This window comes from Roseburia sp. AF42-8, assembly GCF_003435965.1.
Taxonomy (GTDB): domain Bacteria; phylum Bacillota; class Clostridia; order Lachnospirales; family Lachnospiraceae; genus Roseburia_C; species Roseburia_C amylophila.
Map to the genome: position 1 here is coordinate 88,715 of NZ_QTVB01000008.1, position 13,871 is coordinate 102,585.

At 40.2% G+C, this 13,871-nt stretch carries 14 protein-coding genes and 1 pseudogene; all 15 read left to right on the plus strand.

Annotated elements, in window-relative coordinates; all coding sequences use genetic code 11:
* The first annotated feature begins 9 nt into the window (after positions 1-9).
* Positions 10-522 carry a YqeG family HAD IIIA-type phosphatase gene (locus tag DW059_RS05390; protein WP_117698088.1) on the plus strand — a complete coding sequence of 171 codons (513 nt, stop codon included), beginning with the start codon at positions 10-12 and terminating at the stop codon, positions 520-522.
* Complete coding sequence (gene rpiB / locus DW059_RS05395) at positions 519-959, plus strand: ribose 5-phosphate isomerase B (protein ID WP_022244046.1); 441 nt, start codon at positions 519-521, stop codon at positions 957-959. The genes DW059_RS05390 and rpiB overlap by 4 nt, the downstream gene beginning before the upstream one ends.
* 158 nt (positions 960-1,117) lie before the next feature.
* Entirely contained in the window at positions 1,118-1,675 is a 558-nt protein-coding gene (gene efp / locus DW059_RS05400; protein WP_022244047.1) for an elongation factor P, read from the plus strand.
* An 84-nt stretch (positions 1,676-1,759) separates the two neighbouring features.
* Positions 1,760-3,658 carry a sulfatase-like hydrolase/transferase gene (locus tag DW059_RS05405; RefSeq protein ID WP_242986125.1) on the plus strand — a complete coding sequence of 633 codons (1,899 nt, stop codon included), beginning with the start codon at positions 1,760-1,762 and terminating at the stop codon, positions 3,656-3,658.
* Between the two features lie 41 nt (positions 3,659-3,699).
* Positions 3,700-4,532: pseudogene (locus DW059_RS16720) on the plus strand (YfhO family protein).
* The gene (locus tag DW059_RS05420) at positions 4,460-6,142 is read left to right on the plus strand and encodes a YfhO family protein (protein ID WP_117698090.1); all 1,683 of its coding nucleotides are present in this window, start codon (positions 4,460-4,462) and stop codon (positions 6,140-6,142) included. Before DW059_RS16720 ends, DW059_RS05420 begins: the two are co-directional and overlap by 73 nt.
* Positions 6,139-6,876: an ElyC/SanA/YdcF family protein gene (locus DW059_RS05425; protein WP_117698091.1), complete on the plus strand. Its 738-nt coding sequence runs from the start codon at positions 6,139-6,141 to the stop codon at positions 6,874-6,876. Before DW059_RS05420 ends, DW059_RS05425 begins: the two co-directional genes overlap by 4 nt.
* A 151-nt stretch (positions 6,877-7,027) precedes the next feature.
* On the plus strand, positions 7,028-8,068 hold the full coding sequence (locus tag DW059_RS05430; protein ID WP_117698092.1) for a zinc ribbon domain-containing protein: 1,041 nt from the start codon (positions 7,028-7,030) through the stop codon (positions 8,066-8,068).
* A 130-nt stretch (positions 8,069-8,198) separates the two neighbouring features.
* Positions 8,199-9,062 (plus strand): C39 family peptidase, encoded by an 864-nt coding sequence (locus DW059_RS05435; RefSeq protein ID WP_242986127.1) that lies wholly within the window; start codon positions 8,199-8,201, stop codon positions 9,060-9,062.
* Positions 9,063-9,476: 414 nt separating this feature from the next.
* Entirely contained in the window at positions 9,477-9,650 is a 174-nt protein-coding gene (locus DW059_RS05440; RefSeq protein WP_117698093.1) for a chorismate--pyruvate lyase, read from the plus strand.
* A 21-nt stretch (positions 9,651-9,671) separates the two neighbouring features.
* Positions 9,672-10,160, plus strand: a complete 489-nt coding sequence (locus DW059_RS05445; RefSeq protein WP_117698103.1) for a zinc ribbon domain-containing protein — start codon at positions 9,672-9,674, stop codon at positions 10,158-10,160.
* A gap of 8 nt (positions 10,161-10,168) precedes the next feature.
* Complete coding sequence (locus DW059_RS05450; protein ID WP_158552040.1) at positions 10,169-11,242, plus strand: alpha/beta hydrolase family protein; 1,074 nt, start codon at positions 10,169-10,171, stop codon at positions 11,240-11,242.
* Positions 11,243-11,466: 224 nt separating this feature from the next.
* Entirely contained in the window at positions 11,467-12,120 is a 654-nt protein-coding gene (locus DW059_RS05455; protein WP_147326028.1) for a hypothetical protein, read from the plus strand.
* A gap of 216 nt (positions 12,121-12,336) precedes the next feature.
* Complete coding sequence (locus DW059_RS05460) at positions 12,337-13,590, plus strand: ATP-binding protein (protein WP_022244062.1); 1,254 nt, start codon at positions 12,337-12,339, stop codon at positions 13,588-13,590.
* A gap of 18 nt (positions 13,591-13,608) precedes the next feature.
* Entirely contained in the window at positions 13,609-13,767 is a 159-nt protein-coding gene (locus DW059_RS15870; RefSeq protein WP_158552043.1) for a hypothetical protein, read from the plus strand.
* Positions 13,768-13,871 lie beyond the last annotated feature (104 nt).

A 13,871-nucleotide genomic window follows, 5' to 3' on the forward strand; every position in this document is an offset into this window, starting at 1 on the left:
AGACAGGATATGCTGCAAAGATTTTATCCCGATGAATATCTGGATTCTACCTATGTCATTGACTTTGATAAGCTTTATGAAGAGGGATACCGGGGCATTATTTTTGATATTGATAATACGCTTGTTCCACACGGGGCACCGGCGGATGAGCGGGCAAAAAAGCTGTTTGCTCATTTAAAAGAGCTGAGTTATCATTGTATGCTGTTATCGAATAACAAGGAACCACGGGTGAAGATGTTCAATGATGCGGTAAATGTTTCTTATATTTACAAGGCAGGGAAACCGTCAACGAAAAATTATCTTAAGGCAATGGAAGAGATGGGAACCACCACGGAGAATACGTTATTTGTGGGAGACCAGATATTTACGGATGTGTATGGGGCAAACCGTGCGGGAATCCGTACAATTCTGGTAAAACCGATACATCCGAAAGAGGAAATACAGATTGTTTTAAAGAGATATCTGGAGAAAATTGTGTTATTTTTTTATACAAGGAAGAGAAAGAAGGAAGAAAAATTATGAAAATCGGAATTGGAAATGACCACAGTGCAGTCGAAATGAAATTTGCAATTAAAAAGTATTTAGAGGAAATGGGACATGAAGTTGTAAATTACGGAACAGATTCTACCGAGAGTTGTGACTATCCGGAGTATGGTGAAAAAGTAGGACGCGCAGTTGCAGCCGGGGAAGTAGACTGTGGCGTATTAATCTGTGGTACCGGGGTTGGAATCTCTTTAGCTGCTAATAAGGTAAAAGGTGTCCGTGCAGCAGTATGTTCTGATGTAACAACTGCGCATCTGGTAAAAGAACATAACAATGCCAATATCATCGCATTTGGAGCAAGAATTGTTGGAATCGAGAAGGCAAAAGATATTGTAAAAGCATACCTGAATGCAGAATTTCAGGGTGGCAGACATGAAAAACGTATTGCCATGATTCACGAAATTGAATCAAGATAGGGTAAAGTCACAAAAAAAGGTTGAAAAATGGCTTGTTTTATTATAGAATAGAACGAGTGAGTGACAAGTTTGGAATGAGAATTTTTTCCAATACCCGTAAGAACCTGCCGATGGCGGCGTCTTATGGTGCTTAGCAACGAAAATTAGGAGGAATATCGATGATTTCAGCAGGAGATTTCAGAAACGGAATTACAATCGAATTAGAAGGAAATATTTATCAGATTATTGAATTCCAGCACGTTAAACCTGGAAAGGGTGCTGCATTTGTCAGAACCAAATTAAAGAATATCAAGAGTGGCGGTGTAGTTGAGAAAACTTTCCGTCCAACAGAGAAATGCCCACAGGCACGTATCGACCGTAAAGATATGCAGTATTTATATTCTGACGGAGATTTGTATTACTTCATGGATGTTGAAAACTATGAGCAGATTGCTTTAGATAAGACAACCATCGGTGATACATTAAAATTTGTAAAAGAGAACGAAATGTGTAAAATCTGTTCTCACAATGGCAACGTATTTGCTGTTGAACCACCATTGTTTGTTGAACTTCAGATTACAGAGACAGAACCTGGATTCAAGGGTGATACTGCAACAGGTGCAACAAAACCTGCAACTGTTGAGACTGGTGCAACTGTAATGGTTCCATTATTCGTAGAGCAGGATGATGTCATTAAAATCGATACAAGAACTGGTGAGTATTTATCCAGAGTATAATTTCATGCGAAATATGTGGGAGTTTCAAAACAGTTGTTTTGAAACTCCTTTTTCTGTTGCCGGGTATTTAGGAAAGAACTGTCAGTGGCAGTACCAGCAGGTTATGGCAATGAGAATGGAAAGTTGAGGAAACAGGCTATGCAGGAAGAAAGCAGAAAAGAGAAAAATTTCATAAAAAGGATTTATCATGCAGACGCACCAAAGTGGTTGAAATATGCGATATTATTCGGATATCCGGTTCTGCTTTTTTATATTACTGCATTTATGACATATAATCCTTTTGTAAGAACCAGGTGGAGAGCACAAATTCTAAATCTCCTTTTATTTGAGGCTTTTGTGTGGCTGCTGCTGGCGATTACCGGAAGTGCAGTGATTGCACTTCGCATGGAGACAATTCTTGGAATTGCACTGAGCATTGCGAATTATTATGTCATTTCCTTCCGTGGTTCTCCGGTGGTTCCGTGGGATTTATTGTCTCTTGGAACGGCAGCCAGTGTTGCCGGAGGCTATGATTATACTTTGCCGCCCCGTCAGATTGCATTGATTCTTCTGATGCTCTTTCTGGCATTTACGGAGTGTTATGCAAAGATTCATATTTCACGGAAAAAGATATTGCTCCGTGCAGGCAGTGCTGTGATTTCTATTGCCTGTATGGCAGGAATTGGCTGGATGGTACAGGATGATGCAATGGTAAGTGAATTACAGCTTTATCCGTTCCTTTTTACGCCTACAGTCATGTATGAACGAAATGGCTTTGCAGTGACGTTTCTTATGGATATGCAGTATCTTAAGGTGGAGAAGCCGGAAGGATATTCTGTTGAAAAGGCAAAGAAATTATTAGAAAATGAGGATGGTCTTGAATGGACGGCATCTGACCAGAGAAATAATGTTGGAAAGGAATTCGCAAATCAGAAAGAAACAACAGGCCAGCTTCCGAATGTTATCGTCATTATGGATGAAGCCTTTTCCGATTTGGGGGTCCTGTCCGATGAGGCACTTACGGTAAATGAAGACTATATGCCATTTATTCACAGCCTGCAACAGGGGGCAGAAAATACCCAGACCGGATATTTGAATGTATCGGTGAAGGGTGGAAATACAGCAAATACGGAATTTGAATTTTTAACGGGAGATACCATGGCATTTCTTCCGGCTGGTAGTATTCCGTATCAGCAGTATATTACGAAGGACACACCAAGCATGGCATCCTATCTAAAGAGCTTGGGCTATGAGACCTATGCCATGCATCCGTATTATGCGTCCGGCTGGAACCGGGATAAGATATATCCGCTGCTGGGATTTGACAGCTTTTATTCTTCCACGGATTTCTATGGTTCCACCTATGAGCGGGGCTATATTGATGATTCATCCTGTGTGGATAAGATTATTGAGACATATGAGAAGAAGGATGCAGGAACGCCGGCATTTATCTTTAATGTAACCATGCAGAATCACAGCCCATATACCGACGGCTATCAGAATCTTCAGGGAAATGTTACAGTAGATGGAACGGTATCTGCCCAGTTATCGGAATATCTGACACTGGTAAAATTATCGGATGCTGCATTGGAAAAGCTGATTGATTATTTTGAGACACAGGACGAACCTACGGTTATCGTATTCTTTGGTGACCACCAGCCGACAGATGCAGTGGTGGAGCCAATCTGGAATTTAGAAGGCAAATCATCCTCTGATTTAACAGAAGAAGAAAATCAGCTTCGTTATAAGGTGCCTTATGTTATCTGGGCAAATTATGATATTGATGAGGCGGTAAATCAGGAGAGCAGTGCCAACTATCTGGGGGCACAGATGATGGAAGCAGCAGGAGTTCCGTTGTCGGATTATCAGAATTATTTACTGGAACAAAAGAAGGAGATGCCATTGATTTCCACGCAGCATACGGAAGCAGAAGGCAGTGATGCATGGCTTAATTATCAGACGCTGCAGTATTATCTTTTATTTGACTGGGATGGAGAAAAATAGAAATGAAGGAAAGATTACTTCGAATCAAAAACAATAAGAAGATGCCGTTAATACTGGCTTTTTGCATTCCGTTTTTTCTTGCACTGGGAGTCTGTATCGGCCATGAGATTTATCCTTTTGGCGATCAGTGTTTTCTGCATATTGATATGTATCACCAGTATGCACCGTTTTTTACGGAATTCATGAATAAGTTAAAGAGCGGAAGCGGGTTATTATATACATGGAATCTGGGGCTTGGTACAGATTTTGTATCCCTGATGGCATATTATCTTTCCAGTCCTTTTAACTGGCTGTTATTATTATGTCCGTCTAATCTGGTAATCGAATTTATGACGGTATTGATTCTAATTAAGATTGGACTTAGCGGACTTACTTTTGCATTTTACTTAAACCGGCATTATAAAGATAATGGATATCGCATTGCTTTATTTGCGGTATTCTATGCGTTATCCGGGTTTATGTGTGCTTATAACTGGGATATTATGTGGCTGGATACGGTGGTGTTATTGCCGCTTATTTTGCTGGGTCTGGAAAGATTGGTAGAAGGAAAGAAGATGACGCTTTATGTGGTACACTGGCGGTTTCGATTCTTTCAAACTACTATATTTCCATTATGGTCTGTATCTATCTGGTGCTTTATTTTGTGATTCTGATATTAGAGCAGAAAAGCGGAATAGGAAAAGCAATTCTTAAATTTGCGACCGGCTCCATCCTGGCAGGCGGTATGGGAGCAATACTGATTCTGCCGGAGATTGTGGCGTTAAGCGGGAGTGGTTCCGGTGGAATCTCTTTTCCGGAAAAATGGAGTGGTATTTTGGCCTGCTGGATGAAGCAGCAAGGTTCTGCATTGGTGTCGAGCCGTCTTCTACGGTAGGACATATGCCAAATCTTTACTGCGGAGCGGCAATTTTATTATTATTATTCCTTTATCTTTTGAATCGCAGGATCCGAATTGGTGCAAAGATTCCAAGACTCTTACTGGTGGCCTTTTTCTTTGTGAGCTTTGCAAATAATAAACTGGATTTTATCTGGCATGGCTTTCATTTTCCGGATGGACTTCCGGCAAGACAGACCTTTTTATTTGCATTTTTACTGTTGACCTTAGGTTATGAAGCAGTGCGGGAAGAAAGAGGCAATAGCATTTTTAAAATCCTATTTGCATTCCTGTTAGCGGAGCTGGTATTGGTTTTATGTTTCCGGTTTACAGATTTAGAGCAGGTGACACCGGAGCAGATGCTTTTAACAGGACTTTTGATTTTAGGTTATGCACTTCTGCTGTTATTCTATCGGCGGAAGGATAAGACGATGCGGACTATCGTATCGATATTTGCGGTGATTCTGGTATGTGCCGAGGCAGGCGTAAATCTTGACACGACCAGTATTTCTACTACCAGCCGGACGCTGTATACCCAGCATTTAGAGGATTATAAAACACTGGCGGAGACAGCAGGAGCAGAGGGTGACGGTTTCTTCCGTATGGATAAGTTTAACCGGATGACGAAGAATGAGTCGGCACTTTCAAACTATGCATCCGCATCTATTTTTTCTTCTCTTATAAATAAAGATGTGGCAGATTTCTACCGGGAGATGGGAATGGAAGGCGGCAAGAATTATTACTGCTATAATGGTGCAACGATGCTTACTTCCTCGCTGCTTTCGGTAAAATATATCCTGACGGACAGTGCAGAAGAGGAAAGTCCGTATCGAAGTCTGATATCAGAACAGAATGGCATATACTTATATGAAAATACTTATACACTGCCACTTGGTTTTATGGTAGATAGTGATTTGACGGAAAAGTGGGATTTTACCCTTGGAACACCGATAATGGCACAGAATGAACTCGCCTATGCCCTTGGTGCAACGGAGAATCTTTTAGAGCCGGTGGATGCAGAATTACATGATGGCAAAACCGTGATTCAGGTAACGGAAACCGGCTATTATTATGGTTATTATACGATGAAGGATGCCAAAACCATTACCGCAACCACTGGAAACCGCACGCGGACATTTTCTAAATGTGACCATGTCTATTTACTGGATTTGGGCTATTGTGAGGCTGGGGAAGATATTACGCTGACTTCTGCCGATACGGATCAGATACTGGTGCAGGGCTACCGGTTAAATGATGCAGCATTTCAGGCAGCATATCATACATTATCCCAGCAGACCATGGAGTTAAAATCCTACAGTGACAGCAGAATCGAAGGCAGCATCAACGTAAAAAAAGCCGGAACTCTTTTGCTGTCCGTGCCGGATGATGAAGGCTGGCATGTCTTTGTGGATGGGGAAGAAGTGGATTATGAGCATTTCTGCGATGCGTTTATCAGCATTCCATTAAAAGAAGGCAGCCATGATATTATATTAAAATATACAACACCGAATCTGAAACTGGGAGCATTGCTTTCCGGTGGAGCATTGTTCTTATTCCTTTGTATTACCTGGATACCGGTTGTTGTGAGAAAACGAGGAGAGAGGGCATGAAGAAAAAAATAACATTTCTGATATTTACGGTACTGGCGCTACTTTGTGTTGTTTATTCGGGGATGGTACTGGCAACGGGTTCCGGAACATCATTTTTTCTTGTGTGGATTGGGCTGGCGGTACTTTTCTTCCTGTTTGGGTATTCTGTCTGGAAATCTTTCTGGAAGAAAGTTCCCCGGCTGGTTAAGGGAATCTGTATTGCTGTCGTTGCAGTGGGATTTACAGCATTTTTCATCGTAGAAGGCTGTATCATAAGTCAGATGCATGAAAAAGGCGAAGCGGGACTTGACTATATTATTGTGCTGGGGGCACAGGTGAGGGAAAGCGGACCAAGTGCTGCGTTAAAATACCGACTGGATGAGGCAGTGGAATATTTAGAGGATAATCCAAAGACAATCTGTATCGTATCCGGTGGACAGGGTGCAAATGAACCATATTCCGAAGCCGAAGGAATGGCACAGTATTTAAAAGAACAGGGGATTGATGCGTCCCGGATTCTCTTAGAGGATAAGTCCTTAAATACAGAGCAGAATATGGAGTACAGCAAGGCACTGATAAAAGATGGGGCATCCGTTGGAATTATCACCAATGATTTTCATCTGTTCCGGGCAAAGCAGATTGCACGAAAATATGGACTGGACAATATCTGTGGGATAGCAGCAAAGTCTACACCGGTTTATCTTCCAAATAATATGCTGCGGGAATTTTTAGCAGAGATAAAATTTTTGCTGTAATTATGCGGATGAATGGAAAAGTCAAAGACTGACCGGAGACTTTGATGTGTGCCAAGGCACATTCTTTGTTCTAAATGGGCTTGCATCGGGTGGAAGAATAGAATAGTATAAAAAGTAACAGGAGTTTTATGGAGAAAGGGCTTATATAGCTATGGAGATTAAATGCGAATACTGTGGCTCCATCATTAAGGAAACAGATGAGAAATGTCCTTACTGTGGAGCCACCAATCAGGCAGTAAAGCGTACTGCAGACCATACGCCAAAGACTATTGAAGAATTGCAGCAGTGGTATCAGGCACGGAATCTGCCGCCGTATGAAGTGACGAGATTCTTTATCGGAATCAATTACACACAGCCCAAAGCCTTTGGTATTTACCGGGAAGGACAGAATGTTATTGTCTATAAGAACAAGGCAAACGGCGAGCGGGCAATCCGCTATCAGGGAACGGATGAAGCCTATGCGGTAAATGAACTGTATCTTAAGTTAAAAGAGGAAATCTTAAACCAGAAGGAACATAATCGGGCTGGAAATGTAAGAAGCAGTTATGGAAATAACAGAAAGCCAATGTCAACAGGAAAGGTAATAGGAAGAACCTTTGCCGGGATTGGAGCATTCTTTCTTTTCTTCTTTGGATCCTTTGTACTCTTTGTGTTAGATACATTATACCGGGGAATTGGAACTGCACTTTTTATTGCACTGATTGCCGCAGCACCTGTGGCAGTGATATTAGACCTTATTGTTTGTGGGTTAAGGGAAAAAAGCACGGTATTTGAAAAGATATATCAGGGATTTTCCGGAAAGAAATTCTTAACCTGTGCCGTTTGTTTCCTGATGTGCTTTTTAATCGTTCTGATTCCGATACATAATTACAAGAAGGCAAGTTATTACCAGTACCAAAATACGGTCTATGTACACAGCCACAATAACTGGTTCGAGTATGATGGTTATGACTATGATAAGGTAGACAGTGATGAGGTACCGGATGATATTTTAAATAACCGTTCTGATTATGAAATGACTTATCAGAATGGCTATGACTGGGATAACAGCATTACCAATTTTGAAGACAGCAGATATTATGAAGAGCATTATGGCTCAGACAGCTCGGACAGCAGTTCAGACAGTGGATATGACTGGGATTCCAATGACAGCTGGGATTCTAATTCATCTGACTGGGATAGCGACTGGTAAATATTAATATATCATTTAGAAATTTATTTTTCTGTTAAGAATAATCTAAGAAATGAAATAGAATATCTTTAAGAACACTCTTTTTTCGTGTGCTTTACTAAGAGTAAAGAATGAAAAAGGGGTGTTTTTTATGATGCAGTCAGAACAGGAAGGACAACGAAATTTACAACAATCAGGAGCAGCCGGACAGCGGAATACACAACATGCAACGAACATAAAAAAGCGGAGCATGCGCCGGAAAAAAGCAAGAAGAATGCGAAGAATCAAAAGAATATTTGTGGCAGCAGTAATTCTGCTGGTAGTTTTTTCCGCGGGCAGAACATCATTTGTGCAAGGCTTCTTAAATCACTGGAATGTAAAATCAGAGGCAACACTTACGGCAGAGGGGTATCCGGAAAGCCTGGTACAACTTTACGAGAAAAATGAAGAAGCAAGACAGTTTGTGCTTGATTATAAGAAGAATGGAAACAACGAGCAGCCGATTGATATTTCATCGGATGTAACAGATGGTAAAATACCGCTTTTCCTTCAGTGGGACGAGCGTTGGGGCTATAGAACCTATGGAGATAATTTCCTTGCAATTACAGGATGTGGTCCGACGGCATTGTCCATGGTCTATGTGGGACTGACCGGAGATACTTCCATGAATCCTTATGCCGTTGCCCAGATGGCACAGGAGGATGGCTTCTATGTCAATGGAAGCGGATCTTCCTGGAGTATGATGACGGAACTTGCCACAAAGCTTGGCTTATCCGCGCAGGAACTGAGCTTAAATGAAGACAGCATCCGGCAGGAATTATCCCAGGGACATCCGATTATCTGTATCATGGGACCGGGAGATTTTACCACATCCGGACATTTTGTTGTTTTAACAGGAGTAGATTCCGAAGGAAAAATAACAGTGAATGATTCCAATAGTAAAAAGAACAGTAATAAGGCATGGAAGATAGAAGACCTTATGAGCCAGATCCGGGATTTGTGGGTGTATCAGTAGAAGTGGCATTCTTTACGAAAATCTGCTATAATTCTTGATAAAATGATTCGAAAGGCGAGTGGGAAAGAGACTGGTGGTAATCTTTCGACGGTAGTGTTTGAATATCCACAGCATTTGCCGGATGTGAATGTTGCATAAAAACTGTAAGGGGTACTAAGAATTTTGATTTAAATTTTATTTTTTTTCTGGCAACCGGTGCAAATTCGCATCCATGCTCAGATGCACCTCGCTGGCACATCCCTGTGCCAGCGTTGCCTGATGTGAGACAAAATTCCAAGTGCCCCTAACAGTCTTTATCATGCATCCACATTCCGGTAAATACTGTGGATATTACATCACATTCCGCCGGAAGAAAACCGGCATCACATTTCCCACTCCTTTACAAATATTTTAACAAGAAGGGAGCTATAGAATATGGGAACATGGTATTATGAAGTTGTATCCATCGATGGAGACTATGCAAATTTAAAGAGGACAGACATTGCTTCAGATGATTTGAAACTTGTGGCAAGAGCGCTTCTTCCGGCAGAAATTATGGAGGGAAGCAAGTTAAAATACGAACTGATGCAGTATGAGATTATAGAATAGAGGATAAAGGAGTTAGGGAAGATGAAAATCGAAGCATTAAACTGTCCGAACTGTGGAGCACCATTTCAGCCGGAGCAAAAAAACTGTGCGTATTGTGGAAGCTATATTATTGTGTCTGAGGAAAACTATGTGGATTTAAGCAATGTTGCGATTCATACAGAGATAAAGCAGCAGGAAAAATACCCTGGGGTATATGTGTATGGACGTTTATTGGGACAGGGAGAGAAACCACTGGCACTTGGTGCTGCAAATTTTTCTTCCGGGCTTGTATCAACCGGTGGCAAATTGCTGCTGACCACAGAAAGCCTGTCTTTTAGTGCACATGCATTTAATATTGGAGAAAAGGCAGTAACGATTCCATTGAAGCAGGTTACAGAGGTGAAAATGGGAAGCAATTTCCTGATTTCACAGAGTATTCTTGTGTCAACACCGCAACAGCAGTATAAATTTGTGGTATATCATGGAAAAGAATGGGTGGCAAAAATCGAAGCGGCAAGGCGGGAGGTTTAGCAAAAATTATGAAAAAGGAAAAGGTTATTGGAATTGGGGTTCTGCTTGGAGTCATTATTCTGGCAGTGATTGTAGTTGTAGTGGCAGGAAATCGGGGAAAAAATAAAACGAAGACTGAGACAGGAAATAAAACGGAAACAGAGACGCAGATGGAATCAGACTCAGAATCAGAAACAGAAACTGCACCTGCGGATAAAGAGCCTTTGGACGCAGACGAGCTGGTAGAAGAGAACTTTCGTCAGGCTGGAATTACAGAATATGAAAAAATAGATCTGGAAGATTATGAGAGCCAGGCAGGAATCGATTTATCAGAATATGTATCTTATCGGTTTTATTATGATAGCGATGGACTGAAAATTGAAGGATATTTCAGTGCACCAAAAGATTTACTGGATGGACAAAAGACTTCCTGTCTTATTTATAATCATGGTGGAAATCAGGATTACGGAGCATTGGAAAATATAGAAACCTGCTTTTATGCCTATCAGCTTCATACCATTTGCATTGCATCAAACTACAGGGGATGTGGAAGCAGTGAAGGAGAAGATCAGTTTGGCGGAGCAGATGTGGATGATGTTATCCGGCTTTTAGACTTGTGTAAACAATTTTCCTATATTGATAAGGATGCCATAAATATGATGGGTATTTCCAGAGGCGGAATGATGACTTATGAAGTGTTAAGAAGGGATGAGCGGGTGCATAAGGCAGTTGTCGTATCTGGCCTTTCCGATTGCTTTATGTCATATGAGGAAAGAAGTGATATGCAGACCATATTCGATTCTTTGGTAGGCGGTTCCCCGGAAGAGATACCGGAGGAATATGAGAAACGTTCTGCAACCTATTGGGCGGATGAAATTAATACACCGCTGCTTATCACTCATGCCACCGGAGATGAAAAAGTATCCGTTGCACAGGCAGATAAATTAACGGAAGCATTAGAGCAGGCAGGAAAGACCTACGAATATATTACCTTTGATGGAAATTCCCACGGAGAAATCCGGGCAGAAGATGGTGAGAAGATAAAGGCGTTTCTGGAAGGACAGGAGCAGGAAGAAGATAGTGAAAAGAATAATGTAAAATAGTGAAAAAATAGTGTATTATTTCCTTCGCATGGTACTGTTGTATTCAAATAAGGTTTGTGAATTGCCGGAGAGCTCAAACAGCGAAAAATTGGAGGGAAGCCTTTCGTATCTAAAAAGTAGAGAAAAAGAATTGCTCTTGCTGCTCATGAAGAACTACAAAAGAGAGTTCACGCCTATCGAAGTCAGCAAAGAACTTAAGGTTACCAATAAGACGGTAACAAACTATGCAAAATGGGATGATTGATTTATATGTGAGAGGTAATAATTCTGTAGCTTATTCAGAGATATATTCATCGTTTGCATCAGAAAAAAATAGTTATATTTCTGATTTGTTGTTGCTGGTTATCAATAATGACAGCTCTAAGGTACGAAAACATGGAGAAACATATGAAGTTGCAGGTGTTCGATTTACAGCAGACCAGATTCCTAAAATAGATACAAATAAGTTATTAGAAATAAAAGCTTGTAACAATATAATTGATTTCGGACAGAATCATTACTTCAAATATGTTTCTTCAGACGGAAAAGAGCATGCATTATTTACAAATGACAAGGGTGTTGGGGTTCCCTACTCGGAACATATGCGGGGAGCAGAGCATGATGCAGTTACTCAGAGATATGCTCATTTTTGGCGGTATATGATGAACGATGATCCTGTATATGTAGGATTGACTTATTCTAATGATGATATTGATGAATTTATAAAACATGCAGGCATAGAAAATGGCTTCTTTACTGTTAGAATGGGGAATCGGGAAGCAACACAATATTATACCAAAAGCGAAAACCATACTTTGGATATTCCATACGGAGAAGATTTGTGGTGTTTGGAATACCCGTCAAATTATAGATTTTGGGAAAAATTGATTAATCTCTGAGAGTCTATTTATATGTGTTGTAGTTATCAAGCAAAGGGATACTTATATCGTGTTACAGGACATGGTGTAGGTATCCTTTTTGCATATTATCTATAATCATTACATAAAAAAGTGCAAATGCACAAAAAATAGTAATGGCTATTGAAGTGAAAATAATTTAGTGGTAAAATAACATTACCAAAATTCGTGCAATGCACAAAAATAAGGAGTGACACTATGGAGATTAAGAGAGATTCATACCTTGAACAGTTAAAGATAAGAAAAGATAACGGAATGATTAAGATTATCACAGGAATCAGGAGATGCGGCAAATCATTCCTGTTATTTGTGTTGTTTAAGAAGTATTTACTGGAGAGTGGCATAGATAATGACCACATCATTGAGATTGCTTTAGATGGCATTGAAAATGAGGAACTGAGAGATCCAAAGAAGTGTTATCAGCATATTAAAGAGCGGGTGGAAGATGACCGGAAGTATTATCTGCTCTTGGACGAAGTACAGTTTATGCCACGATTTGAGGAAGTGCTGAACAGTTTGCTTCGTATCAGTAACATTGATGTGTATGTAACCGGCAGTAATTCTAAATTTTTATCTAGTGACATTGTAACTGAATTTAGAGGCAGAGGAGATGAGATAAGAATTTATCCGTTGTCTTTTGCAGAGTTCTATGCGGCTTATGATGGAGATTATGATGATGCTTGGGAAGAATATATGATATACGGTGGTTTACCACAAGTGGCACAATTTTCTGTAGAACGCCAGAAGGCTGAGTATCTTAAAAATATTTTTACCAATGTTTATATCAAGGATGTGGTAGAGCGGAATAAAATTCAAAATGTTGATGAGATTGGAACTTTGGTGGACATTCTTGCTTCTGCCATAGGAGCACCTACCAATCCAACAAAAATATCAAATACTTTCAAAAGTGAGAGAGGTATCAATTACAGCAATAAAACTATATCCAATCATATTGATTATTTGGCAGAGGCATTTTTGATTTCTAAAGCGGACCGGTATGATATTAAGGGGAGAAAATATGTAGGAGCCAATCTGAAATACTATTTTTCGGATATAGGACTTAGAAATGCCAGACTAAACTTCAGACAGCAGGAGCCGACTCATATTATGGAAAACATTGTTTATAATGAGTTGCTTGTGCGTGGCTACAATGTAGATGTTGGTATTGTGGATGTATTTGCAAAGAATAGTGACGGAAAGAGAGTTCATAAGCAGCTAGAGGTTGATTTTGTAGTAAACCAGGGCAGTCAGAGATATTACATTCAGGTGGCTTATGATATGACTTCTGAGGAAAAACAAACACAGGAACTTAATTCACTCCGAAATATTCCGGATTCATTTAAGAAGATTGTTATAGTAAATGGAACAAAAAAGCCTTGGAGAAATGAGGAAGGCTTTGTGATCATGGGCATGAAATATTTTCTGCTCAATGAGGATAGTTTGGAGTTTTAGTATGGAAGGAGATGATAAGTGTTCTTTGGTGATAGATCCGAAATAAATAATAGTAAGTACTTTGAGATTTTGGATAAGGAAATAATGAGAAAGGTAAGTGGAGGTTACAATTTAGGCATGGCTTACGTTGAAAATTGCATATATGGTGGAACATGGGATGGGTATAAAACGAGCTGACTTGAAAAAGTAAATTCCAGTGCAAGAGTAAATTCCATCGGCTTTTAAATTTTGCTGGTTTTGCAGGAGTTTTTTTAACAAAATCTCTTGCTTTCTGTTATAAT